Below are 25046 nucleotides of genomic sequence, written 5' to 3' on the forward strand. Positions count from 1 at the left end.
AGGGGTTAATGGGGGCCTCAAATTTTCGGTTTCACCAATTGCGCCCTTGGCTTTAGGGTAAGCTCCAAAATCACAAGCCTTGGGGGAAACCATGCGTTCGCTTACCGGTATCGTCGTGGCATCGCTGCTCGTCGCATCACTTCAGACGGCGTCTGCCAAGGATAATGAGAACTGGGTGGTGTCGTGGACGGGTTCGGTCCAGGGCCCCTATCCGGTCGGCAACCCGTCCGCCCAGCCTGACCAGAAATTTGCGTTCCCCGATCCTGCGGCCGGCGCGCGGGATCAGACCTTTCGCCTGATCGTGCGGCCCGATATTTGGGGAAAACAGGCCCGCATCCGCCTCAGCAATGCCTTCGGCACCAAGCCCGTGACGTTCGACGGCGTTTGTGCCGGCCTGCAATTGGGCAGTGCGGCGCTGCTCCGCGGCTCCAATCGCCTGGTGACGTTTGGCGGCAAGATGTCCGTCACCGTCCCACCCGGCGATTCGGTCTGGAGCGATCCCGTCACGTTGCCGTTCGCAGGGCAGCCCGACACCCTCGCCGGCCGCCGCCTCGCGGTCAGCTTTCACGTCGTGGGCGAAAGCGGCCCGATGACCTGGCACGCCAAGGCGCTCACGACGTCGTACGTCACCGCACCCGGTGCGGGATCCAAGGGCACGTTGGAGGACGAGGCGGCATTTCCGTATACGACCGCGTCGTGGTTCTTCCTCGATGCGATCGAGATGACGGCCCCGACCGACGCCTTCGCCATCATGGCGTTCGGCGATTCCATCACCGACGGCACCGCGTCCACCATGAACGGCGACGACCGCTGGCCCAACGTGCTGTCGCGCCGGCTAAAGGCGATCCATGGCAACAAGGTCGCGGTGGTGAACGGCGGCATCGGCGGCAACCAGATCGCCGGACCGGCCGAGTACGGTCCCGGCAAACCGTTTCCCGGTGGCCCCGCTTCGGGCCAGCGGCTCGAGCGCGACGTGCTCTCGCTCTCCGGCATCTCCAGCCTGATCTGGCTGGAAGGCATCAACGACTTCAGCAAGAACGGCAACGCCGAAAGCGACAAGGTCATCGCTGCCATGAAGGAGGGTGTCGCGCGGCTGCGCGCGAAATGGCCGCATATCAAAATCGTCGGCGCCACCGTGACGACGGCGCTCGGCAGTTCCAGCGCCGCCCACGGCTTCCCCGAACAGGACACCAAGCGGAAGGCACTGAACGACTTCATCCGCACGTCAGGCACATTCGACGGCGTGATCGATTTCGACAAGGCGACCCTCGATCCGCAATCGGGCGGCCTCAAACCGGAGTTCGTCCCCGACAGCACGACGGGAGGTGCCGGCGACAAGCTGCACCCCAATCGCACGGGTTATCTGGCGATGGGCCAGGCGATCGATCTGGACTTGTTCAAACCGGTGCGCGCCGGTCGGAGTGCTAAGCGCAAAGAATAGCCGCGCAAGTCTAAAGGCGAGGGATCCAACCCGGACGGCTCAACAGATATTCGACCATTCGCGGCGGAATGCTCAGGGCTGCGGCTATCTCGCGTTCATCCTTCGGCAGTCCCGCGATGATTGATGCCTCATTCCTGCTTCGGACTTTGGAAAGCCACTCCGGATCAACTACCACGGCACGGCCGACCGCAACCAGATCAGCTCCCATTGCGATCGCCTCTTCGGCATCCCTACACGTTTTAATCCCACCGCTCGCCATGACTGCGCTGCGGCCCGCTATAACGCGGGCAAATTCCGTGATTGGATTCTCTGCAGGGGCGTCATTCTCCTCGACCGGACCATTATAAACACGGGTCTCTCGCTGAGGTCGGCTCTTGCGATAGTCATCAAGCGAAATGGAGATGTAGTCGAGATCCAGCCTGGCAAGTTCATTGCAAAGCAGCTTGGCGTCCTCAAGCGTATAACCGTCCGGCTCGGCCTCGAACGGCGTAACGCGAAACCCGGCAATCAGCTTTGGACCGAGGGCGTCGCGAACGGCCTGCGCGACAGCGAGAGCAAAGTTCATGCGTTTTGAAAGCGTTCCTCCCCAATGATCAACGCGATGATTGGCCCGAGGTGAGAAAAACTGATGAATCGCGTAATGGTTGGCTCCGTGAATCTCGACGCCGTCGAAACCGGCTTTTCGCGCCAGGGAAGCAGCCTCTCGAAAGCTCGCGATCAGGCTTGCAACCTCATCTGATGTCATTGCCCTTGGCGTCTTTGCTCCGGGCCGCAACGATGCAACCGCAGACGGCGCACGCAGACATTGCTCACCTATCAACTCGGGCTTCGCGATGCGGCCACCGTCATAGATCTGGAGGATCGCAAGACCTCCTGCGGCATGCATTGCTTCGGCGAGCCGACGGAGACCAGGCAGGTGCCCGTCATGTGTCGCGCCTGTTCCCTGCCACGAGCGCCCGTTTTGTTCGACGTAAGTGGCGGAAGAAATGGTCGCGCCGAATCCGCTGGCGGCTCGCCGACGGACGAATTCCAGTTCGTGTTCGGTAGCCGTCCCCTCTTCATGGGAAGAATCGGTTGTCAGCGGAGCAATGGCAAACCGATTTGCCATCTCTTGTCCGCTGTTGAACCTGAAAGGAGACCAAACGACCATCGATCGAACCTCGGTTATTCCTCAAGCTGGGCGGCATCGAATGGAGGCGCGTCTAGTGGAAGACGCGTCCGGAGTCGATGACGACAGTTTGGCCGGTCATGGTCTCGGTGCGGCACATGGCGACAACCATGTCGGCGCAGTCGTCCTTGTCGGCCGGCTTCTTCAGGAGCGAGGCCGATGCGGAGCGTTCGACCTGCTCGGGCCTGAGGTTCGCTGTCGCGCGGGTGCCGTCCAGGAGACCCGGTGCCACGCAGTTGACAAGCGTCTCGGGCGCCAGCGCCACCGCCATGCAACGCGTCAAGTGAATGAGGCCCGCCTTCGACACGGCATAGGCGATCGAAGAACCGGTTGGGCTGAGCCCCGCCACCGAGGCGATGTTGACGATGCGGCCTTGTCCCTGGGCCTTCATGACAGGAGCGACCGCCTTGATCAGTTGCATCGGCCCCGTCAGGTTGGTGGCCATGATCCTGTTCCACACCTCCATCGACAGACTGTCGAGATCGCCGAACGGGATCGCGAGATTGTAGGCGGCGTCATTGATCAGGATATCAAGGCGGCCGAAGGCCTGCGTTACCTCGCCGACCAGCCGATCCACGGCTGCGGCGTCGGTGATGTCGCAGGCGAAAGTTCGAGCGTTGATCTGATAGCGCGACGCTAGTTCGCTGGCGACGCTTTCGGCCTGGTCCCGGCTGCGCGCGTACATAACAGCCACATGTGCGCCCTCCTGCGCGAGCGCGTGGCAGATGCGCTGCCCCAGTCCGCCGTTGCCGCCCGTCACCAGTGCAACCATGCCCTTCAGATCCATCGCTTCTCTCCTTCAAATGCGCATGCGCCGGTCCGCGCGGGCTTCCAGGGCCCGCGATCGATACATGGGGTCGGCGGCGCGTTGATATCAGGCTCGGCTTTCGCTGGGTACCGCCTCAGCGCTTCACCAACGGGCAAGCGCTCTCGCTCAGCGGCCGCGCCGCTTGCTCAGCCGGCACCGTGGCAAGGAGCTTGAGATAATCGAACGGGTATTTGGATTCCGAAGGCTTCTTCACCTGCAGCAGAAAATAAGGCCGCATCACACGTCCGTCCTCGCGCACCGTGCCCTTGGTGTAGAAGTCGTCAATCGGCAGTTCCTTCATCTTGGCGACGACTTGGGTCGCATCGGTCGTACCGGCTGCCGCGACCGCCTTGAGGTAATGCAGCGTGGCCCCGTAGGTCCCGGCATGGATCATGCTCGGCGGTTTCCCGGCGTTCCGGGCGATCAGGCGTTTGGTCCAGGCACGGGTCGCATCGTCGAGGTCCCAGAAGAAAGTCTCGCTCGCGGTCAGGCCCTGCGCCGCTTCGAGGCCAAGGGCGTGGGTGTCCGGAAACTGCAGCAGGAGTGCTGCCACGCGCTGGTCGCCTTTGCGGCCGAGGCCAAATTCCCCGGCCTGTTTAATCGCGTTGATGGTGTCGCCGCCGGCGTTCGAGAGCGCGACGATCTTGGCCTTGGAGGCTTGCGCCTGCAGCAGGAAGGACGAGAAGTCGGCGGTATTGAGCGGATGGCGCACGGCCCCCAGCACCTTGCCGCCCGCGGCCGTGACGAACGCCGAGGTGTCCTTCTCGAGGGCATGCCCGAATGCGTAGTCAGCGGTGATGAAAAACCAGCTATCGCCGCCCTGCTTCACCAACGCCTGGCCGATCGTCGCCGCAAGGCCGTAGGTGTCGAAGCTCCAGTGCACGCCGTGCGACGAACAGGCTTTTCCGGAGAGATCCGACGTCGCGGCGCCGGTGTTGATATCAACGGCGTCGCGCGTCCGCGTTATCTCTCGCACCGCGAGCCCCACGGCCGAATTGGGAACGTCGAGGATGAGTTTGACGCCCTCATTCTCGATCCACTGCCGCGCGATGTTGGCACCGATGTCGGGCTTGTTCTGGTGGTCGGCGAAGATGACTTCGATTGGCCGGCCCAGCACCTTGCCGCCGAAATCCTCGACCGCCATGCGCGCGGCATGGACCGAGCCCATGCCGGACAGATCCGCGTAAAGTCCCGTCTGATCGTTGAGAACACCGAGCTTGACCGGTTGCTGCGCGACCGCGGAGGCGGTCAGCCCCGCTCCCGACAACAGGAGCACGAACGCGGCGATCATATTGCGACGCATGAAGAGCCTCCCCTTTTTCGTGACGACCGCTTGATGCCGGTCGTCTTGACAAGATGGTACAGGGGAAGCGCATCGCTGGAAAGCGAGGCGCCGGCTTTTGTTTCCGTGCCGCGCATCGTGCTGCAGGGCAGCGACAGCAGTCGCGGCGGCGATAACTTCACACCACCGGCTTCACACCCGGCATCGCCGTGACGAGATCGCGGAATTTGGTCCCGCGGATTTCGAAGTTGCGGTACTGGTCGAACGAGGCGCAGGCTGGCGACAGCAGGACCACGGGATCGGCAAGGCCTGAGGCTTCGGCGTCGCGCGCGGCGCTGGCGACGGCGACTTCGAGCGTCTGCGAAATCTCGTGCGGCACGCGGGTGCCGAGCGTGCCGGCAAATTCCTGCGCCGCTTCGCCGATCAGATAGGCTTTGCGGATGCGCGGGAAATATTCGGTGAGGCTGGTAATGCCGCCGAGTTTCGGCTTGCCGCCGGCGATCCAGAAGATGTCGCCAAAGGACGACAGCGCATGCGCCGCTGCGTCCGCATTGGTGCCCTTGGAATCGTTGACGAACAGCACATTGCCGAGGCGACCGACCTGCTCCATGCGGTGCGCGAGACCGGGAAAACTGCGCAGGCCGTTCTGCAGGATGTCGGTCGAAATCCCCATCGCCAGCGCGCAGGCCGCTGCACAGGCCGCGTTCTGTGCGTTGTGCAGGCCGCGCAATGAGCCGATGCCGCCGAGCTTTGCGATTTCGCTCCGCGCGCCGCCGGAAGCACGAACGATGGTTTCGCGCTCGACATAGACGCCGCCGGGCAGCGGGTTTTTCACGGAGATGCGCACCACGCGCTTGCCGGTCTGATCGAGCCGGTCGGCGATGTTGCGGCACCAGCCGTCGTCGACGCCGACGATGGAGGTGCCCTGCGGCTGCACGCCCGCGACCAGCCGCGCCTTCACCGCCGCGTAATGCTCCAGCGTGCCGTGGCGATCGATATGGTCTTCGCTGACATTGAGCAAAATGCCGACGGAGGGATCGAGCGAGGGCGCCAGATCGATCTGGTACGACGACATCTCGATCACATGCACCCGCCCCATCCGCGGCGGCTCCAGCGACAGGATCGCGGTGCCGATATTGCCGCCCATCTGGGTGTCGTAACCGGCGACCTTCATCAGGTGCGCGATCAATGCCGTGGTGGTGGATTTGCCGTTGGTGCCGGTGATGGCGACGAACGGCGCATCGGGCGCGTGACGCCTTCGCTCCCTGCAGAACAATTCGATATCGCCGATCACCTCGACGCCGGCCTGCCGCGCCATCAGCACCGACCAATGCGGCGCCGGATGGGTCAGCGGCGCGCCGGGAGTCAGTATCAGCGCGGCGAAATTATCCCAGGACGCCGTACGCAGATCGGCGGTGATGAAACCTTCCTGCGCCGCCTTGGCGACGTTGTCCGCACTGTCGTCCGCGGCAATCACCTCCGCGCCGCCCGCCTTCAGCGCGTGGCAGCTCGCAAGGCCGGAGCCGCCGAGGCCGAATACGGCGACGGTCTTGCCCGCAAAGGAAGTGACGGGGATCAAATTATCACCGCAGCTTCAGCGTGGAGAGGCCGGCAAGCGCCAGCATCACCGAGATGATCCAGAACCGGATCACGATCTGCGGTTCGGTCCAGCCCTTCTGCTCGAAGTGATGATGCAGCGGCGCCATCCGGAATACGCGTTTGCCGGTCAGCTTGAACGACACCACCTGCACGATCACGGAAACCGCTTCCAGCACGAACAGGCCGCCGATCACGGCCAGCACGATCTCGTGTTTGACCGCAACCGCGGTCGCGCCCAGCATGCCGCCGAGCGCGAGCGAGCCGGTGTCGCCCATGAAGATCGAGGCCGGCGGCGCGTTGAACCACAGGAATCCCAGTCCGGCGCCGAGCACCGCGCCGCACAGCACCGCAAGCTCACCGGTGCCGGCGACGTATCTGATCTGCAGATAGTCGGAGAACACCGCGTTGCCGGTCAGATAGGCGATCATGCCGAAGCTGGCGGCGGCGATCATCACGGGCACGATCGCGAGACCGTCGAGACCGTCGGTCAGGTTGACCGCGTTGCCGGCGCCGACAATGACGAAGGCGCCGAAGATCACGAAGAACCAGCCGAAATTGAACACCATGTCCTTCAGGAAAGGAATCGCGAGCGAGGTCGAGGTCACGTCGCGCCCGAGCCGCACCAGCGCGTAACAGGCAATCAGCGCGATCACGCCTTCGATGGCGAGACGAAACTTGCCGGCAAAACCGCTATGGGTCTGTTTCGTCACCTTCAGGTAATCGTCATAGAAGCCGACGAAGCCGAAGCCGAGCGTCACCGCGAGCACGATCCAGACATAGGGATTGAGCGGGTTGGCCCACAGAAGCGTCGAGACGACGAGGCCGGACAGGATCATCAGCCCGCCCATCGTCGGCGTGCCCTTCTTGGCAATGATATGCGAGGCCGGACCGTCGGTGCGGATCGGCTGGCCCTTGCCCTGCCGAAGCCTCAAGTGATCGATGATCCATGGACCGAACAGGAACACGAACAGCGCGCCCGTCACCATCGCCCCGCCGGTGCGGAAGGTGATGTAGCGGAAGACGTTGAGGAGGCCACGCAAAAAGGCGAAAGCGGGGACGGTGTTGGAAAGCTCGATCAGCCAGTAAAACATTCAATATGCCCTATTGCGCGGCTTGCGCCGTCTTGCCGGGTAAGCGCATTGCAAGCGCGTTGACAATCGTTTTCATCCTCAAACCAAGCAAATCTTGGTCACGATCGCGGCGGCGGTTGCGCGAATCACCACGGAAATCACGGGTGGGTCAGCCCGGCCAGTTTACGCTCTTGCCTGCAAGGCAGCCAGCAGCTTGGGCACAAACTTGTTGACCCAGAACATCTTTTTGCTGCCCTTGACCACCACGACGTCACCGCTTTGCAACAATGCGGCGATTTTCTGCGGCTCCAGCGTGGCGGGGTCGTCGTGCCAGCCGAGGGCGCGATCGGCCGGCAGCAGGTCGTAGAGATGGCGCATCAGCGGGCCGACGCAGTAGACGCCGTCGATGCCGGGCAGGTCCCTGGCCAGCTTGACATGATAGGCCGGCGCGTCGGGGCCGAGCTCCAGCATGTCGCCCATGATGGCGATGCGCCGGCCTGACTTGACCGGCCGCGCCTTCAGGCTGTCGAGCGCCGCGACCATGCTGGCCGGATTGCCGTTGAAACTGTCGTCGATCACGGTGACGCCGGCGGCGGTCTGCTCCACCCCGCGCCCGGTCATGATGCCGACCTTGCCGAGTTCGTTGGCCAGCGCCGCTTCATCGAGGCTGGCAGCATGGATCGATGCCAGCGCGGCCAGCGCGTTCTGCAGACGATGCGGCGCGCCCGGCGTCAGGCCGAATGCGACCTGCTTGCCGCCGACTTGCGCCGAGACCGCCCAGCTTTCGCCATGCGGGCTGTGTTTCAACTCATGCACTTCCGAGCCGTTGCCGAAGCGAACAAGCTTGCCGTTCCACTCCGGCGCTTCGACGTCGGTCGGCAGCACCAGCACGCCATCTTTTGGCAGGCCTTGCGCGATGCTCACCTTTTCGCGCCGGATCGCCTCCAGGCTGCCGAGCTTTTCCAGATGCACCGGCTGGACATTGACCACCAGCGCCACGGTCGGCTGAGTCAGCTCGCTGAGCCGCGCGATTTCGCCGGTCTGGTTCATGCCCATTTCCACCACCCACAGCGAGGCGCCCGGGCTGGCATTGCACAGCGTCAGCGGCACGCCCCAGAAATTATTGAAACTGCTCGGGCTGGCATAGGCGGCAGGGTAAGCGGCGAGATATTCCTTGGTGCTGGTCTTGCCCGCGCTGCCGGTGAGGCCGATCACCGGGCCCTTGAACCGCGCCCGCGCCGCGCGCGCCAAGCCCCAGAGACCGTCGATCAGCGTATCCTTGACGATCAGCTGCGGAACGCTGACGCCTTCGATCCTGTGCGGCACGATCATCGCCACAGCACCGGCGGCTTCCGCCTTGTCGGCGAATTCCCAGCCGTCGCGCGCGCTGGCGAAACTCGAAATGAAGCCGCCGCTCGGCGTGCCGCTGAGCGCCACGAACAGGCATCCGGGTTTTACCAATCGGCTGTCCTGCGTGACGAAATCGATCGCCGTATCCGGAAATGTTCCGGCCAGTCCCAGCGCTTTCGCGACTTCGGCAATCGTCCACAATGGCGCAGCGCTCATGTCGTCCTCTCCGCGAGTGCGGCCGCCACCGCGTCGTGATCACTGAATGGTAGCGTCTTGTCACCGACGATCTGGCCGGTCTCGTGGCCCTTGCCAGCGATCAATAGCGCGTCGCCCGGCTGCAACGCCGCGATCCCGGCCTTGATGGCTTCCGCCCGGTCGCCGATGTCAGTGGCACCCTTGGCGGCATCCAAGATGGCGGCGCGAATTTTTTCCGGGTTCTCGCTGCGCGGATTGTCGTCGGTAACGATGACGCCGTCGGCGTTCTCGGCCGCGATCGCGCCCATCAGCGGACGCTTGCCGGCGTCGCGGTCGCCGCCGCAGCCGAACACCACGACCAGCTTGCGCTTTGCATAAGGCCGCAGCGCCTGCAGCGCCTTCGCCAGCGCGTCCGGCTTGTGGGCGTAGTCGACGAATACAGGCGCGCCATTGTGTTCGCCGACCTGCTCCAGCCGGCCCTTGGCGCCTTCGAGATGTTCGAGGCCGGCGAGCACCGCCGCGGCTTCGCTGCCGGTGCCGATCGCCAGCCCCGCTGCGACCAGCGCATTCTCGATCTGGAATTCGCCGACCAGCGGCAGCTTGATCATGTGCCTGCGCCCGCGATGTTCCAGCGTCAGCTTCTGCGCAAAGCCATCGACGGCGGCATCGACCAGACGGATGCCCTCGCCCGCACCATCGGCGTTGCGGCCGATGGCGATGATCCGCAGTTTCCGTTCCCGCGCTGCGTCGATCACCTCACGCGAACAATCATGATCGGCCGAGATCACGGCGGCGCCATCGGCTACGACGAGATCGCGGAACAGCCGCAGCTTGGCGTTAAGGTAATGCGCGACGTCGGGATGATAATCCATGTGGTCGCGCGTCAGATTCGTAAAACCACCGGCGGCGATGCGTACGCCGTCCAGCCTGTATTGGTCGAGCCCGTGCGACGAGGCTTCAAAGGCAAGATGGGTGACGCCATCGCCGGTGATCTCGTCGAGCTGGCGATGCAGCGCGATCGGGTCCGGCGTCGTCAGCGAGCCGTAGACCGTGCGCTTCGGCGAAACGAGACCAATGGTGCCGATGCTGGCGGAGGCATGGCCGAGCCGTTGCCAGATCTGGCGCGTGAACGCCGCGACCGAGGTCTTTCCACTCGTGCCGGTGACGGCCGCGATTGTCTGAGGCTGCTTCGGATAAAATCGCGCCGCCGCCAGCGCCAGCGCGCGGCGCGGATTTGGCGTCGTGACGAACGGCACGCGATCGCTGGTGGCATGATCGCCCGCGATCGCGACGGCGCCTGCGGCAATGGCTGAATCGACAAAGCGCGAACCATCAGTCTTGCTGCCGGCGAGCGCGAAAAACAGATCGCCCGGCTTCACCGCGCGGCTGTCCAGCGCCAAGCCCTTCACGTCGACAGATTCGGCCTGCGGCTCGATCGCGGCATCATTGCTGAAGAGGTCGCGAAGTTTCATGGTCGTCCAGTCCGGCCCGGGCGCAGCTTGGCGCGTCGTCCTACGCCTTACTGGGTTGTCCTCGATGTCGCAAGAATGAGGCGATCTGCCGTCGGCAGATCGAAGCGCGGTTCGACGCCCAAAAGCGGTCCGATTCGAGCGATCACCTTGCCGCCGGTCGGCACCGTGTTCCAGCCCGAGGTAATGAAACCATGGGTTTCCGGCAGCGCCTTGGGCTCGTCCAGCATGATCAGCAGCTGATATTGCGGGTTGTCGGCCGGGAAGATTGCGGTGAAGGAATTGAGCACCTGCTTCTTGGAATAGCGACCATTGACCACTTTTTCCGAGGTGCCGGTCTTGCCGCCGATGTAATAGCCCTTCACGTCGGCCTTCTTGGCGGTTCCGATCTCGGCGTTAAGCCGCATCAGATAGCGCATCTTGTCCGACGTTTCGGTCTTGAGCACCTTCTTGCCGATCGCCCTGGCTTCTTCCTCCGAGCGCTTGAGGAAGGTCGGCGGGATCAGATAGCCGCCGTTGACGACCGCGTTGATGCCCATCACGGCCTGCAGCGGCGCCACCGCCATGCCGTGGCCGAAGGCAATGGTGATGGTGTTGAGTTCACCCCAGCGCTTCGGCACGATCGGCGACGTGCTTTCCGGCAGTTCGGTGCGCAGCCGGTCCAGCTGGCCGAGCTTTTTCAGGAACGCCTTGTGCGCCTCGACGCCCTGCCCCAGCGCGATCTTGGCGGCGCCGACGTTCGAGGAAAACGTGAATACTTCCGACAGCGTGATCGAGCGGCCGACGGGATGCGTATCGTGGATGGTGAATTTGCCGTACTTCATCGCACCCCGGCCGTCGTACAGCGTGTTGAGGTTGGCCTTGCCGGAATCCAGCGCCATCGCCAGCGTCAGCGCCTTGAAGGTCGAGCCCATCTCGAACACGCCCGTGGTCAGGCGGTTGATGCGGTCGGGGTCGTGCGCCTCTTTCGGGTTGTTCGGGTCGAAGTCCGGCAACGACACCAGCGCGACGATCTCGCCAGTCTTGACGTTGGAGACGAGGCCGGAGGCGGCCTTGGCCTTGTACTTCTCTTTCGCCTTCATCAGCTCGTCGCGCAGCGCGTGCTCGACGCGCAGATCGATCGACAATTCGACCGGCCGCTGCAGCCGGTCGGTGGCGAAGCCTGCGCGATGCAGGTCGGCCAACCCGTTATTGTCGAGCCATTTCTCCATCCCGGCGATGCCCTGGTTGTCGATATTGACCAGGCCGATCAGATGGGCGACCGACGCACCGGTCGGATAGACGCGCTTGTTCTCGCGCAGGAAGCCGATGCCGGGAATGCCGAGGCGATGAATGGCCTGCTGCTGCTTCGAGGTGATCTCGCGCTTCAGCCACACAAAGCCCTTGCGCGACGACAACCGCTCGCGCACCTCTGAAGTGTCGAGATCAGGCAATGTCGCGGTCAGAAGCTCGATCGCCTCGTCCTTGTCGATGATGCGACGCGGTTCGCCGAACAGGCTCGGCGACTTGACGTCGGTCGCCAGCACCTCGCCGTTACGGTCGACGATGTCGGGCCGCGCGGTCGCGATCGCGTCCCGCGAACCGGTGCGGGCTGAATTGTGGCTGTCGGCGCCGATCGCAAACATGACGAGGCGTCCGGCGATGATGGCGTACACCAAGGCGAACGCCAACACTGCAAATCCGACGCGGGCCCGCGCCTTCGCCGCGCGATCGACATTGCGCCCGTAGAGCAGGCTGCGGATCAGCCGCTGACGCCAGGGCTCGGCAGGCTTTGCAGGTCGGGTGGTGGCAAGCGCCTGATCGGTCATTGCTGAGCTCCCGGCGCGGGCACCGAGCCGGTCACGGTCGGCGCATCGGTGGCAGCCTCGATGGTATTGATCATCGCGCCGATCGGATCAGGCGCGCCTGGCCTCGCAAAGCTGGGCGGCCGTTCCGGCAGGTTCTTCAACTGGTCATATTGCGTGGCGACCAGGGACTTCAGCGGAAGGTGGCGGTCGGCAAGGCCCTGCAGCCGGAGCGGCGCGTCGAGCTTGGCCCATTCGGCGCGGAGCGCGGCAATGGCGTCGCGCTGCTCGCGGATTTCCGCGTTGAGCCGCAGCACGCGCTCGGTGCGCGAGGTCGATTCCATCTTGATCCGGTAGACATAGGAGGCGGCAAACACCAGCATGCCGATCACGAGGAGGTGGATGATCCGCATGGTCAGCCTCCCCTCATGACGCTGTCGATGGTCGGCCACGCCGGCAATTCGTCCACCGCATGCGCCGGCGCCGCCGTACGCTCGGCGGCGCGCAGTTTGGCGGACCGCGCGCGCGGATTGGCCGAAACCTCCGCCTCATTGGGCGTGACCGGACGCTTGGTCAGAATCTGGAAACTCGGAACGGCCTGTGCGACCTCGGGCAAATGCCGCGATCCGCCGCCGGACTTGCCGCGCTGGTTGAGGAAATCCTTGACGATGCGGTCTTCCAGCGAATGAAACGACACCACGACCAGCCGGCCACCCGGCTTCAGCACGCGCTCCGCCGCCGACAGCGCCAGATGCAGCTCGTCGAGTTCCGCGTTGACGAAAATCCGCAAGCCCTGGAACGTCCGCGTCGCCGGATGAATTTCGTTCGGCTTGGAGCGGACCACCTTGCCGACGATATCGGCGAGCGCCTTCGTGGTCGTGATCGACGCTTCCTTGCGGGCGGCGACGATGGCGCGCGCGACGCCGCGGGAGTGACGCTCCTCGCCGAAGATGTAGATGATGTTGGCGAGATCGGCTTCGGAGGCTTTCGCGACCACGTCCGCCGCGGTCGGGCCATCATGCCCCATCCGCATGTCGAGCGGGCCACCGAGCCGGAACGAAAAGCCGCGCTCGGCCTGGTCGAGCTGCATCGAGGAGACCCCGACGTCCATCACGACGCCGTCGACGGCATCAACGCCCTGCGCGGCACAGACCTCGGCGAGATTGGAAAACCTGTCCTCGACCAGGGTCAGCCGGCCATCCGCATGGTCGACCAGATCGAACCCGCCAGAAATTGCCGACCGGTCGCGGTCGATACCGATCACCCGGGTTCCGGCGGTTTCCAGGATCATGCGGCTGTAGCCGCCGGCGCCGAAGGTGGCGTCGACATAGATGCCGCCGTCGCGGGGGCCAAGCATCTCGACCGCCTCGCGGCCGAGAACGGAGATATGGCGGGAGGCAGCCGGGGTCATTCGCCGGCCTTCAGCGTATTCCAAGGTACGATACGGAAACTGGACACCAACCGGTCCATTGCGCCTCAAATCCCTGCGCTTCGCCGGGCTGTTCCGGCCAAAAAACCGCTGCGAGGCGCGCTGGCTGTTTCCCGCCCCCGCCCGCAAACCCTGTTTTCCGGACGGAATTTGCTGGGCTGCCATGGCTTTTTCGAGCGTGAAAGAGGGCCTCGGCCGTCCCCAAAACCGGTTCGGCTCTTCATCACTTAGTAACGGCACTTAGCGTTAAGAAAGCGTTGATGATCGGCCGCGGCTTTTACGCGCTTTTTTACTACTGCAGGCCAGTGATGTCCCGGCTCACTGGTGCAGCCAGTGATGCCCGCCGCACACACTCGGTCAAAATGCGAAACCGGGGGCGGCTGCCCGATTGCGCGGATGACTTGGTAAAGGAATAGTAAAGATCGATATTTTGTAAAATTTGCGGGTTGTCGTTCTCCTGCCCGGTTTGAGCTCATATAATGGCTGCTGGTTCGTTCACGTCTGCTGGTATTGATTCGAAGCGTCAACGCGCCCTTCCCGTTCCCAGGGCCATCGCGGACATGAAGACTTTTACCCCGGATTCCTCGATTGCCTCCGACGTGATCCCGTCGGCGAACTATGGCGATCGGAACAAGGGGCGCCTGCCCGACATGATCCTGCTGCACTACACCGGCATGCCGGATGTGGAAGGCGCGATTGCCCAGCTCTGCACGGCGGGAACCGACGTATCGGCGCATTACATCGTGCTGGAGGACGGCCGCATCGTGCAATCCGTGCCCGAGAGCAAGCGCGCCTGGCATGCCGGCGTGTCGTTCTGGGCCGGCGAAGAAGACATCAACTCCTGTTCGATCGGGGTCGAGATCATCAATCGCGGCCACGACTGGGGTTATCCGGATTTTCCGCTGCGCCAGGTCGCCGCCGTAATCGCGCTGTGCCGCGGCATCATGCTCCGCCGCAACGTGCCGCCGCATCGCGTGCTCGCGCATTCCGACGTCGCGCCTGCGCGCAAAAAGGATCCCGGCGAGAAATTCCCGTGGCACTCACTGGCCAATTCCGGCGTCGGCCATTGGGTGCAGCCGGCGCCGATCGTGCGCGGCGAATCGCTCAAGCTCGGCAGCATCAGCGACGATGTCGCCGGCCTGCAGACCGCCCTGGCGCGCTACGGCTACCAAGTGCCGAACCACGGCAAGTACGACGGCCCGACCATGGAAGTGGTCACCGCGTTCCAGCGCCACTTCCGCCCGGCCCGCGTCGACGGCATCGCCGATCATTCGACCATGAGCACGCTGCACGCGCTGCTGGCCACTCTGCCGGCCGATGCGACGCCGACGCAGGTCGCGGCACAGTAATCCGCGCGAGATTTTTTAGCCGTCATTGCGAGCGCAGCGAAGCAATCCATGCTTCGGCTTGGCGAGCTATGGATTGCTTCACTGCGCTCGCAATGACGGCTACAATTCACCCAGCTCTGCCATCCGCCGTGCGTAAAGCCGCCGCAACGGCTCCAGTTGCGTCGCTGACGTGGCGGCCTGATAGGCTTCGCGTGCGGCGTCTCGCCGGCCGAGGCGGCGGAGCAGATCGGCGCGGACGGCCGGCAGCAATTCATATCCCTTCAGCCCGCCGCGCGCCTCGAGCGCATCGATCAGGTCGAGCGCCCGCGCCGGTCCATCGACCATCGACAGCGCGGCGGCGTGATTGAGTTCGATCACCGGCGATGGGCTGATCCGCAGCAGCACCTCATAGAGGCCGGCGATCTGCGGCCAGTCGGTGTCGTTATAGTTCGGCGCACGCGCGTGCAGCGCCGCGATCGCGGCCTGCACCGCATAGGATTGCGGCCGCCCCGGCATGCGCAACGCCTCTTCTACCAGCTTCAAGCCCTCCGCGATCTGGGCCTGATCCCACAGCGAACGGTCCTGCTCTTCCAGGAGCACGATGTCGCCGCCCGCGGTCTCGCGGCCGGCGCGGCGGGAATCGTGCAGCAGCATCAGCGCCAGCAATCCCTTGATCTCGCCGCGGCCGGGCATCAGCGCGTCGAGCAGCCGCGCCAGCCGGATCGCTTCGCGCGCCAGATCAGGCCGCATCAGATCTTCGCCCGAGGTCGCGACATAGCCTTCGGTAAAGACCAGGTAGATCACCGCGAGCACGCCCCGCAGGCGCGGCTCCAGCGCTTCGCGTTCCGGTACTTCGTAGGCGATTCCGGCGAGGCGGATTTTCTGCTTGGCGCGAACGAGGCGCTGCGCCATCGCATCCTCGCTCGCGAGAAACGCCCGCGCCACCTGCGCTGTCGAGAGCCCGCACACCGTGCGCAGCGTCAGCGCCACCTGCACTTCCATTGCAAAGGATGGATGGCAGCAGGTGAAGATCAGGCGCAGCATGTCGTCGTCGAGCACATTGTCGGCGGCTTCGTCAGGCGCCGACGCGTTGAGCAGGATTTCGCGCGTCAGTTCCTGCTGCTTGCCGCGAAACGCGACGTTGCGGCGGACGCGATCGATCGCCTTGTTGCGCCCGACATTGACCAGCCAGGCCCGCGGATTGGATGGCAGATTGGCGGTGGACCAGCGCTCCAGCGCCACCGCGAACGCATCCTGCAGCGCGTCCTCGGCGAGATCGAAATCGCCGACGAGGCGGATCAGGGTCGCCAGCGCCCTGCCCGCCTCGTCGCGGAATATCTTTTCGATCTCGGTGGGGGTCATGGAGCCATTCAGCGATAGTCATTCCGGGGCGTGCGCAGCACGAGCCCGGAATCCATAACCACGATCGGGAGTATGGATTCCGGGCCCACGCGAAGACGCGTGTCCCGGAATGACGGAGAGTGGTGGTCAATCATAAACCATCACCGGCCGCACCTCGATCGACCCCGTCTTGGCGCCGGGAATCCGCGCGGCGATGGCCAGCGCGGTGTCGAGATCCTTGGCCTCGACCAGATAATAGCCGCCGAGTTGCTCGCGCGTTTCCGCGAACGGACCGTCGGTCGTCAGGGTCTTGCCGTCGCGAACGCGCACGGTGGTCGCCGTCGTCGACGGCTGTAAGCCGTCACCGGCCTTGAAATGGCCGCTCTGAACGATGGACTGGGTGAACGCGCCGTAGTCGGCCATCATTTGCTGGCGCCCCGCGGCGTCCATTTTGCCAAGCTCAGCCTCGCTCCGATAGATCAACAACAGATACTGCATCGCTCTACTCCTCCTGATCGGCGGGTTTGCCGACACCCAGTCGAACGGGCCGGACGCGAAACGACATCTTCAGGATAGTTTATTTTGCTCCGTTTCGTGGCTTGACGCCACGCCGCCCAGCCCCCATGCGTAAGGGGTCAGTCGGCCGGACGGCCGCTCCCGCTACGGTCGAAAGGCTGCGGGAGAGGAAAGTCCGGGCTCCATCGACATACGGTGCCGGATAACGTCCGGCGGGGGCGACCCCAGGGAAAGTGCCACAGAGAACGAACCGCCTTCTCCTTGGGAGGAGGCAAGGGTGAAAAGGTGCGGTAAGAGCGCACCGCGGGTCCGGCAACGGAACCGGCATGGCAAACCACACCGGGAGCAAAACCGAATAGGGACGGCACCGCGGGCAGTTCGCGAAAGCGAAAACGCCGCAGGGCGATGTCAGGCTCGCCGTCCGGGTAGGTTGCTCGAGGCCATGTGCAAACAGGGTCCCAGAGGAATGGCCGTCACGTATCGTCAGCGAAAGCGAGCGGTGCCCTACAAAACCCGGCTTACAGGCCGGCTGATGTTTCTAAAATGAGGGGTTCGGCGTAACGCGCCGGACCCCTCGCCATTTTCAGGAGCGCGCGCTCCGGCAGCTCAATCGCGCGCCGCCTCCTCGATCGCCTGCGCGAGCCGCGCCGGATTGCTGAAGAACATCTCATGGCTGCCGTCACACTCGACGAGGCGAAACAGGCCGAGGCGCTCCGATAGCCGCGGATGCCATGGCAGGCTGTGCGGCAAGGCAATGTCCTGCCGGCAATTGACGTAGGATTTGCCGACCGGCAACTCCGCCAGCGGACGCTTCAAAGCGATCTTGTCGGTGAACGTCCGGTAGGGATGCGGGTTGAGCTTGGCGTACGCGGACTTTGCCAGTTCGAAGTCGGCGTCGTTGATGAAAGCATCGCGCCAGATTTCAAACGGCAGCATGACCGCGTTCTTGTTGGCGGTGGCCACCGCATCGAACAGCCCGACATAATGCGGCGGCACCATGTCGTTGAGACACTGCCCGTCCAGCGGGACGAAGGCGTTGACATAGACGAGGCGCTTGATGCGATCCGTCAGCCGGTCGGCAACGCCTGAAATCAGCATTCCCCCATAGCTGTGGCCGACGAGCCAGATATCCCGCAGATTATTGGTTTCGATGTAGCTGGTAACCGACGCGATCGCCTGTTCGAGCCCGATCTTGTCGCGATCGTCGCCCGCGTTGTTGCCAGCAACCGTCGGGCAATGCACGGCATGGCCGGATTTGCGCAAGTGTCCGGCGACGGCATCCATTTCGGCACCGGTGTGCCACGCGCCGTGTACAAGGACGTAAAGGCCTGCCATTTCCGTCTCCCCCGTTTATGGAAGTGGATTTGATAGGCCGGGCAGATTATGCCGGATGGCCGGATCAAGCCACCATCATCGCCGATTTACGCCAGGGGCTTTGCCTGAACGGGTCAGCGCTGCCGCCTGAATGCGGCCGGTGTCATGCCGAGATATCTGCGGCATTGGCGAATGAAATGGGACGGATCGGACAGGCCGACGCGCAATCCTATTCCGCCGACACCGATGTGATCGAATCGCGCTTCACTCAGCATCCTGCGCGCGACCGCCATCCTGCAGTCGTTCAGCACGCCGCTAAACGTCAAGCCCGACTTGTTGAGGCAGCGATGCACCGTCCGCTCCGAAACCCGCAGATGCTCCGCGACGGAAGCGGCCGTCAACCCCGGTTCGGCGTAGAGCAACCGGATGGCGCGACCGATCTGGCCCAGGAGATTGCCCGCATCGCGCTGCTCGGACGGCGTGGTTGGAATCTCGCTGCCTGCCGCCAGCGCCAGCAAGCCGCCGAGCTGGTCGGTGAGAACCTGCGCGGGCAGCGGCAGGTCGACGGCCAGATGGGGCGACAGCTGACATGCAAATGCACTGAGCGCCGCGCCCCAGCCGGTGCGCCCGTCGATGCGCTGCCCGGCCCGCCGTTCGGGATCGACGATCCACGATTCAACCCAGGGGATCGGCAGCTCCAGCGACAGCGTATTGGAAGTCACCGGAAAGTTGAATTCATAGCAGCGCCGGGAGTCCAGCAACACGAGATCGTGCGGCTGCATGATCGACCGATGGCCGTTCTGCATCACCGTCCAGTCGTTGTCGGTCTTGCACAGAAGGTAATAGTAGTTCGACGCGCTGCGGTCGAGGCTGGCTTTCCTGCGGTAGACGTGCTGCGCGGAGCCTTCGACGCGATTGATGCCGATGGTGTCGAGTTGCCCGCGCTGGACCGAGCAGTCGAAGCCCGACCGGACCGGCGTCGTGATATCCATCTCGAGAAAGCACTCGCAGACGGCGCCGATCCAGTAGTCCAGCCGCCGCTCCGGCTCGACCAGGCCGGTCGACCATTTCTCGATGACTGCCGCCGTCCTGGCCGCCATGGCTCCGCCTCCCCAAGTTTTACGCCACGATCTTCTCCAACAGCGCCATCAGCGCTTCCGGCGCGGTGACGTTCGGCGCGTGGCTGGCGTCGATCTCGAAATAACGCCATGCCGGATCACTCCTGGTCTTCCTCGCAAACGGACCGAACGTATCGGCCGGCGGGAAGCGGGTGGCGTAGATGTAACTGCGTGGCAGCGTCAGTGTGCCGCCTTGCAGCTTGAGCCTGGTCTCGAAGCATTTGACCGGCATCGGAACGCGCCGCACAGCCAGCCATTCGACGTCTTCAGCCGCGGTGTCCGGCGGCGACGTCATCGGCGGGATGCGCCAGCCATCGCCCTTTTTCGCGCCATCCAGCATCGGCTGCCGGCCCGGCTCGTTGATGTCGAACAGCGACTGGCCATCGTCAGGCACGAAGGCGTCGACATAGATCAGCTGCGTCACGCGATCCCTGGCGCGATCGGCCACGCCGGTCGCGACCATGCCGCCATAGCTGTGGCCGATCAGCACGATGTCGCGCAGATCCTCGTATTTGATGACGTTGAGCATGTCCTCGATATGGGTTTCGAGATCGATCGAGGGGTTTGCCAGATGCGCGCGCTCGCCAAGCCCGGTGTAGCTCGGCGTCACCAGCCGATGCCCGGCGGCGCGCATCAGCGGGTGCATCTTCTTCCACGCCCAGCCCGCCGACCACGCGCCGTGACAGACAAGGAAGGTTTTTGCGGAGGTTGAGCTCATCGGGGGCGTTTCCGTGAAGTTATTGTTGAAGGTTTCGATTGCGATAGTACCTGCTGGCGCCGTCGTGTAAATGTCGGCGCAATGACCAAGAAGACGGGACTCTGATGGAAACGTCCGCCTATGCGCTGTTGCTTTTTGGCGCGCTTGCCGGAGGCTTCGTCTCCGGCCTTGCCGGTTTCGGAACGGCGCTGATGGCGCTGGGGATCTGGCTTTACGTGCTGCCGCCGTCGCTGGCCGTACCCTTGGTGCTGATCTGCTCGGTCAGCTCGCAGATCTCGACGCTGCCGACAATGTGGAAGGTTCTCGACTTCAAGCTGGCCGCGCCGTTCGTCATCGGCGGGCTTGCCGGCATGCCGATCGGTGCGCTGCTGGTCGCGCAGGCCGAGCCGCAAATATTCAAACTGAGCGTGGGCGTGATGCTGCTGGTGTTTCCGGCCGCGCTGTTTTTCGTCCGCAAGCCGATGGCGTTCGCCTTCGGCGGCAAGCCGGCGGACGCTGCCGTTGGATTTGCCGGCGGCATCCTGGGCGGCCTTGCCGGGCTGTCCGGCCCGCTGCCGACCCTGTGGGCCAGCGTGCGCGGCTGGACCAAGGATCAGCGCCGCGGCGTATTCCAGATCTTCAACGGCAGCGTGCTCGGCGCCGCCTTGCTGCTGCAGATCATCAGCGGCTTCGTCAAGACCGAAGTGTTCTGGCTCGCGCTCCTGGCGCTGCCGGGCACGCTGATCGGCGCACGGATCGGCGCGCGGACCTATCAGGCCCTGAGCGACCGCAATTTCTACGACATTGTGCTCGGCTTGCTGTTTCTGTCCGGGCTCGCACTGGTGTGGAGCAGCATTGCTCCGAAGTAGCTGCGCATGGCCGCCATGTGCTCCGAGTAGATTGCTGTACGCTGATCTGCAAAACAGTTATCCAGTCGCATCATGACCTCTCCAACTTTTTCACGCGCACGTCTCGGTCTGTTGCTGGGTTTCGTCGGCGTGCTGATCTTCGGCGGCACGCTGCCGGCGACGCGGCTCGCGGTCTCCGCAATTGATCCGATTGCACTGACCTCGCAGCGCACACTGATCGCCGGAATATGTTCGCTGATATTGTTGGTCGTGCTGCGCCGCCCGCTGCCGCCGCGCGAACTGTGGCCGCAACTGGTCGTCACGATGATCTGCGTCGCGATCCTGTTTCCGTTCCTGATGTCGGTGGGGGTGCAGACCGTCGACGCTTCGCATGGCGGCGTGGTGTTCGGGATCATGCCGATCGCGACCGCTTTGGTCGCGGTCATGATCACCCATGAACGGCCGCGGCCGCTGTTCTGGATCGCCTCGTTCGCCGGCGCAGCATTGGTGATTACGTTTGCGCTGCGGCAAGGCGGCGGCGAACTCTCGGGCGGCGACCTGTTCCTGCTTGCCGCGGTGGTCGTCTCCGGCATCGGCTATGCCTTCTCCGGCCGACTCACCGCGCAGATGCCGGGCTGGGAAGTCATCAGCTGGGTGCTGGTGATCGCCTTGCCGCTCTCGATCCCGGCCGCCGCGCTGACGATGCCGGCTGACATCACCCACATCCCCTTAAAACCGTGGCTCGGGCTGCTCTACGTCGCGCTGTTCTCGCAATGGATCGGCTTCTTTGCCTGGAACGCCGGCATGGCGATGGGCGGCATCGCGCGGGTGTCGCAGGTGCAGCTGCTGCAGCCCTTCGTGGTGTTTGCACTCGCGGCGGTTTTCAACGACGAGACCATCACGCCGCAGATCGTGCTGTTCGCCGCCGGCGTGGTCGCGACCGTCGCGATCTCGACCCGCACGCGCGGGCGCAAAGCGCCCGATCGTTCGGAGCTGACATCCGTTCCAGGCGTCACGCCGCCGGCAACGCCGACTTGAGCGGCGCCAGGCGTTTCCTGAACTCCAGATGCAGCAACCACAAACTCAATGCGGCTTGCAGCGTCGTCGTGGCGTTCGAGATGTACCATGCATATTCGATGCGAAACCCGGGTCTGGCGGAGAGCCAGAGAACCGGTAAGGCGTAGGTGATCAAACGTGCGCCGGAGCTCAGCAGAATCGGTTTGGTGTTGCCCAGTCCCTGAAACATACTGTTGCTCACAAAGGTAAATCCCTGCGCCACGAGGTTCAGCGAGACCATCTGCAAAAACAGAATGGCAACGGCAATCGTTTCCGGATCGTTCGCGAAGCCGCCGAGCAGCAGCCCGGGCTGCCACTGCGCCAGGATCGTGAAAGTCACCATCACCAAGGTGGCAACCACGGCGGCCTTGGTGAAGGTTTCCCGCACGCGCGCGGCGTTGCCGGCGCCGAAATTCTGCCCCGCGATCGGTCCGGCGGCGATAGCGATCGCCAGCGCCGGCATCTGGATCAGGCCGAGCACACGCGTTCCAATGCCGAAGCCGGCCTGGGCCGCCGCGCCGAAGTCGCGCAAAGCGTAGAAGATCACGCCCATCCAGAGGAAGATAATCGCGAACTCGCCGCCGGCCGGCAGGCCGACATTGAGAATGCGCTTCCATTGCCGGAGCTGCGGACGAATTTGCGCGAAATCGAAGCCGACATAGCGCTCAAGCCTGCGGAAATAGATCCACATCATCAGGACGCCCATCACGACTGCGAGCGAACTCGCAAGGCCGGCTCCCGCGACGCCGAGCGCAAGGCCGGTACCCCAGCCCGAAATCAGGACCGGCGCCAGCGCGATATTGATCATCACCGCGAGCGTCTGCACGATCATACTGGGTCGCACGATGCCGGTACCGCTCAGCGCGGCGCCCATCACCCGCGAAGCGAATTGCAACGCCAGCGCGGGCATGAACCAGAGCAGATAGGTCGTGCCCGCCGCGACGGTGGCTTCGTCAGCCGCCACCATCCGCATGTAACCGCTGGCGAATGCGGACCCGACAACCCAGGTCAGCAACCCGGACACGGCCGCCAGGCCGAGCGCCTGGTTGAACACCAGATTGGCGTCCAGTCGATCCTTGCGGCCCACCGCATGGGCGATCAGCGAGACGGTTCCGACGCCCAGCACCTGCAACCCGCCATTGAGAAGAAAGCCGAGATTGCCGGCCGCCGCCACACCGGCGATGGCTGCTTCGCCAAGCCCCGCGACGAAATACAAATCGACGAGCTGGCAGATCATGATCGTGACCATGCCGGCCAAAATCGGCGGCGCCATGTTGAGGATGTGGCTCACGATGGAGCCCTGCGTCAGGTCTTTCATTTCAATTCCATATCTTCAAATCTGTCTCTGGCACGCGGCCTCGGAAGGCCGCGCGCCGCAATGCCATTTACTCGGCCGCTGTAATGCGGCCGAACTCCGTCGCCTGCCGCTCGAACAGCCCGCGATAGATGCCCCCCGCGCGCGCCGTCAGCATCGCGTGGGTGCCCTGCTCGACGATCTTGCCGCGATCGAACACCAGGATCCGGTCGAGGCTGCGCACCGTCGACAGCCGGTGCGCGATCACGATCGAAGTACGGCCTTTCATCAGCCGCTCCATCGCCTGCTGGATCAGGCCTTCGGACTCCGAGTCGAGGCTGGAAGTCGCCTCGTCCAGGATCAGCACCGGCGCATCGGCCAGGAACGCCCGCGCCAGCGCGACACGCTGACGCTCGCCGCCCGACAGCTTGACGCCACGTTCACCGACAAGCGTGCCGTAACCCTTCGGCAGCCGCAGGATGAACTCGTGCGCATTCGCCAGCCTTGCCGCCTGCTCGACCGCTGCCATGCTGGCGCCGGGCCTGCCATAAGCGATGTTCTCGGCCAATGATCGGTGAAACAGGATCGGCTCCTGCTGCACGATCGCGATCTGGCTGCGCAGCGAATGCTGCGTCGCCTTGGCGATGTCCTGACCGTCGATCAGGATCTTGCCGCCGCCGATGTCGTAGAGCCGCTGCACCAGTTTGACGAACGTCGTCTTGCCCGAACCGGAACGGCCGACCAGGCCGACACGCTCGCCGGCACGGATGTCCACCGACAGGCCGTCGTACAAGGGATCGCGATGTCCGCCGTAATGGAACGTCACGCCGTCGAACACGATGCGGCCGCCCTGGATGTCGATCGGCCTGGCGTCGGGCGCATCCGCAATGCCGATCGGCTCGGCATGGATCGCAACCAGTTCCTCCATGTCGTTTACCGAACGCTGCAGATTGTTGATGTGCATGCCGACGTCGCGCAGATACGCATGGATGATGTAGTAGCTGGTCAGGACGTAGGTGACGTCGCCCGGCGTGGCGCGGCCCGCGATCCACAGCAGGATCGCGCCGCCGATCACGGACGTGCGAAAGCACAGCAGCACCGCGAGCTGCGCCGTCGAGGTGTAGTTGTAGCGTATCCAGGTCCGCCGCACGCGCCTGCCCCAGCGGCCGATGACGCCGGCCAGCCGTCCGTCCTCGCGCCCTTCCGCGCCAAAGGATTTCACCACCGCGTTGCAGGTCAGCGCATCCGCCAGCGTGCCGCCGACCTTGGTGTCCCAGGCGTTGGAGACTCGCGCGGCCGGTGCGATGTAGTTCATCGAGAACGCGATCGTCATCGCGACATAGATCACCGTGCCGACCGCAATGACCGCCCCGAGCGAGGGCCAGTGCAGCCCGAGCAGGATCATCGAGCCGAGCAGCACCGTCAGCGACGGCGCCAGCGCCATCAGGATGGTGTCGTTGAGCAGGTCGAGCGCCCACATGCCGCGGGTGATCTTGCGCACGGTGGACCCGGCGAAGCTGTTGGCGTGCCAGTCGGTCGAGAAGCGCTGCACCCGCATGAAGGCGTCGCGCGACACGTCGGACATGATCTTCAGCGTGAACGGCACGATCGCCTGCAGGCCGATCAGCCGCAGCACCATCGACAGCGCGCCCAGCGCCACGATGCCGCCAAAGGCGATCATCGCCGCGCGGCGCGCAGCGGGATCAGACGCGCCTTGCGTCAGCGCGTCGACCAGATGGCCGGAGAACAGCGGCATGAACAGGTCGGCGGCTGTCGCCCCGAGCAAACCGCCGGCAACAACGCTGGCGCGGCCGGGCTGTTCGAGCCAGTGCCGGAACACGAACGGGAGCACCACCCGGATCGCCGTGGGACGCTTATTGGTTTGAGCGGTCATGGCCTCATCCGGCACCGCTTGCGCGCACGCCGGCTCCATCTGAAA

At 64.2% G+C, this 25046-nt stretch carries 21 protein-coding genes and 1 other RNA gene; 5 read left to right on the plus strand and 17 right to left on the minus strand.

Features of this window, described 5'->3' with window-relative positions:
* Positions 1 to 91: 91 nt before the first annotated feature.
* Entirely contained in the window at positions 92 to 1441 is a 1350-nt protein-coding gene (locus JQ575_RS14070; RefSeq protein WP_212033782.1) for a GDSL-type esterase/lipase family protein, read from the plus strand.
* 10 nt (positions 1442 to 1451) lie between these two features.
* Here JQ575_RS14070 and JQ575_RS14075 read toward each other — a convergent pair whose 3' ends face one another.
* The 10 genes from JQ575_RS14075 to rsmH form a co-directional block, all read right to left on the minus strand.
* Positions 1452 to 2591 carry an alpha-hydroxy-acid oxidizing protein gene (locus JQ575_RS14075; protein ID WP_283842614.1) on the minus strand — a complete coding sequence of 380 codons (1140 nt, stop codon included), beginning with the start codon at positions 2589 to 2591 and terminating at the stop codon, positions 1452 to 1454.
* 52 nt (positions 2592 to 2643) lie between these two features.
* Positions 2644 to 3396: an SDR family NAD(P)-dependent oxidoreductase gene (locus JQ575_RS14080; RefSeq protein WP_212033784.1), complete on the minus strand. Its 753-nt coding sequence runs from the start codon at positions 3394 to 3396 to the stop codon at positions 2644 to 2646.
* Positions 3397 to 3511: 115 nt separating this feature from the next.
* Positions 3512 to 4720 (minus strand): ABC transporter substrate-binding protein, encoded by a 1209-nt coding sequence (locus tag JQ575_RS14085; protein ID WP_212033785.1) that lies wholly within the window; start codon positions 4718 to 4720, stop codon positions 3512 to 3514.
* Positions 4721 to 4877: 157 nt separating this feature from the next.
* Positions 4878 to 6278 (minus strand): UDP-N-acetylmuramoyl-L-alanine--D-glutamate ligase, encoded by a 1401-nt coding sequence (gene murD / locus JQ575_RS14090; protein ID WP_212033786.1) that lies wholly within the window; start codon positions 6276 to 6278, stop codon positions 4878 to 4880.
* Positions 6279 to 6282: 4 nt separating this feature from the next.
* Positions 6283 to 7389 carry a phospho-N-acetylmuramoyl-pentapeptide-transferase gene (gene mraY, locus JQ575_RS14095; protein WP_212033787.1) on the minus strand — a complete coding sequence of 369 codons (1107 nt, stop codon included), beginning with the start codon at positions 7387 to 7389 and terminating at the stop codon, positions 6283 to 6285.
* 162 nt (positions 7390 to 7551) lie between these two features.
* On the minus strand, positions 7552 to 8934 hold the full coding sequence (murF, locus tag JQ575_RS14100; RefSeq protein ID WP_212033788.1) for a UDP-N-acetylmuramoyl-tripeptide--D-alanyl-D-alanine ligase: 1383 nt from the start codon (positions 8932 to 8934) through the stop codon (positions 7552 to 7554).
* Positions 8931 to 10385: a UDP-N-acetylmuramoyl-L-alanyl-D-glutamate--2,6-diaminopimelate ligase gene (locus tag JQ575_RS14105; RefSeq protein ID WP_212033789.1), complete on the minus strand. Its 1455-nt coding sequence runs from the start codon at positions 10383 to 10385 to the stop codon at positions 8931 to 8933. The genes murF and JQ575_RS14105 overlap by 4 nt, the downstream gene beginning before the upstream one ends.
* A 47-nt stretch (positions 10386 to 10432) precedes the next feature.
* On the minus strand, positions 10433 to 12190 hold the full coding sequence (locus JQ575_RS14110) for a penicillin-binding protein 2 (RefSeq protein WP_212033790.1): 1758 nt from the start codon (positions 12188 to 12190) through the stop codon (positions 10433 to 10435).
* Positions 12187 to 12579 (minus strand): hypothetical protein, encoded by a 393-nt coding sequence (locus JQ575_RS14115; RefSeq protein ID WP_192738079.1) that lies wholly within the window; start codon positions 12577 to 12579, stop codon positions 12187 to 12189. Before JQ575_RS14115 ends, JQ575_RS14110 begins: the two co-directional genes overlap by 4 nt.
* A 2-nt stretch (positions 12580 to 12581) precedes the next feature.
* Positions 12582 to 13577 carry a 16S rRNA (cytosine(1402)-N(4))-methyltransferase RsmH gene (rsmH, locus tag JQ575_RS14120; protein WP_212033791.1) on the minus strand — a complete coding sequence of 332 codons (996 nt, stop codon included), beginning with the start codon at positions 13575 to 13577 and terminating at the stop codon, positions 12582 to 12584.
* Between the two features lie 497 nt (positions 13578 to 14074).
* On the opposite strand from rsmH, the gene JQ575_RS14125 reads away from it, so the two are divergent.
* Positions 14075 to 14944 carry an N-acetylmuramoyl-L-alanine amidase gene (locus tag JQ575_RS14125; protein WP_212033792.1) on the plus strand — a complete coding sequence of 290 codons (870 nt, stop codon included), beginning with the start codon at positions 14075 to 14077 and terminating at the stop codon, positions 14942 to 14944.
* Positions 14945 to 15043: 99 nt separating this feature from the next.
* Here the strand turns inward: JQ575_RS14125 and JQ575_RS14130 are convergent, their stop codons facing one another.
* The gene (locus JQ575_RS14130; RefSeq protein ID WP_212033793.1) at positions 15044 to 16285 is read right to left on the minus strand and encodes an RNA polymerase sigma factor; all 1242 of its coding nucleotides are present in this window, start codon (positions 16283 to 16285) and stop codon (positions 15044 to 15046) included.
* Positions 16286 to 16411: 126 nt separating this feature from the next.
* Positions 16412 to 16762 carry a YciI family protein gene (locus JQ575_RS14135; RefSeq protein WP_212033794.1) on the minus strand — a complete coding sequence of 117 codons (351 nt, stop codon included), beginning with the start codon at positions 16760 to 16762 and terminating at the stop codon, positions 16412 to 16414.
* A gap of 137 nt (positions 16763 to 16899) precedes the next feature.
* Between JQ575_RS14135 and rnpB the strand changes: the two genes are divergently transcribed.
* Positions 16900 to 17317, plus strand: an RNA gene (gene rnpB, locus JQ575_RS14140) — RNase P RNA component class A.
* A 69-nt stretch (positions 17318 to 17386) separates the two neighbouring features.
* On the opposite strand, the gene JQ575_RS14145 is transcribed toward rnpB, so the two are convergent.
* The 3 genes from JQ575_RS14145 to JQ575_RS14155 form a co-directional block, all read right to left on the minus strand.
* The gene (locus JQ575_RS14145; RefSeq protein ID WP_212033795.1) at positions 17387 to 18115 is read right to left on the minus strand and encodes an alpha/beta fold hydrolase; all 729 of its coding nucleotides are present in this window, start codon (positions 18113 to 18115) and stop codon (positions 17387 to 17389) included.
* Between the two features lie 113 nt (positions 18116 to 18228).
* On the minus strand, positions 18229 to 19194 hold the full coding sequence (locus JQ575_RS14150) for an AraC family transcriptional regulator (protein ID WP_212033796.1): 966 nt from the start codon (positions 19192 to 19194) through the stop codon (positions 18229 to 18231).
* A 19-nt stretch (positions 19195 to 19213) separates the two neighbouring features.
* A complete protein-coding gene (locus JQ575_RS14155) occupies positions 19214 to 19930 on the minus strand; it encodes an alpha/beta fold hydrolase (protein ID WP_212033797.1) in 717 nt (238 codons plus the stop codon).
* Between the two features lie 104 nt (positions 19931 to 20034).
* On the opposite strand from JQ575_RS14155, the gene JQ575_RS14160 reads away from it, so the two are divergent.
* Together JQ575_RS14160 and JQ575_RS14165 are read left to right on the plus strand one after the other, a co-directional pair.
* Positions 20035 to 20778 carry a sulfite exporter TauE/SafE family protein gene (locus tag JQ575_RS14160; RefSeq protein WP_212033798.1) on the plus strand — a complete coding sequence of 248 codons (744 nt, stop codon included), beginning with the start codon at positions 20035 to 20037 and terminating at the stop codon, positions 20776 to 20778.
* A gap of 72 nt (positions 20779 to 20850) precedes the next feature.
* Complete coding sequence (locus JQ575_RS14165) at positions 20851 to 21795, plus strand: DMT family transporter (RefSeq protein ID WP_212033799.1); 945 nt, start codon at positions 20851 to 20853, stop codon at positions 21793 to 21795.
* Here the strand turns inward: JQ575_RS14165 and JQ575_RS14170 are convergent.
* Positions 21770 to 23131, minus strand: a complete 1362-nt coding sequence (locus JQ575_RS14170) for an MATE family efflux transporter (protein WP_212033800.1) — start codon at positions 23129 to 23131, stop codon at positions 21770 to 21772. The genes JQ575_RS14165 and JQ575_RS14170 overlap by 26 nt on opposite strands.
* Before the next feature lie 67 nt (positions 23132 to 23198).
* Positions 23199 to 25001, minus strand: a complete 1803-nt coding sequence (locus JQ575_RS14175) for an ABC transporter ATP-binding protein (protein ID WP_212033801.1) — start codon at positions 24999 to 25001, stop codon at positions 23199 to 23201.
* Positions 25002 to 25046 lie beyond the last annotated feature (45 nt).

Source organism: Bradyrhizobium sp. JYMT SZCCT0428 (genome assembly GCF_018131075.1).
In the GTDB taxonomy this organism is placed as follows: domain Bacteria; phylum Pseudomonadota; class Alphaproteobacteria; order Rhizobiales; family Xanthobacteraceae; genus Bradyrhizobium.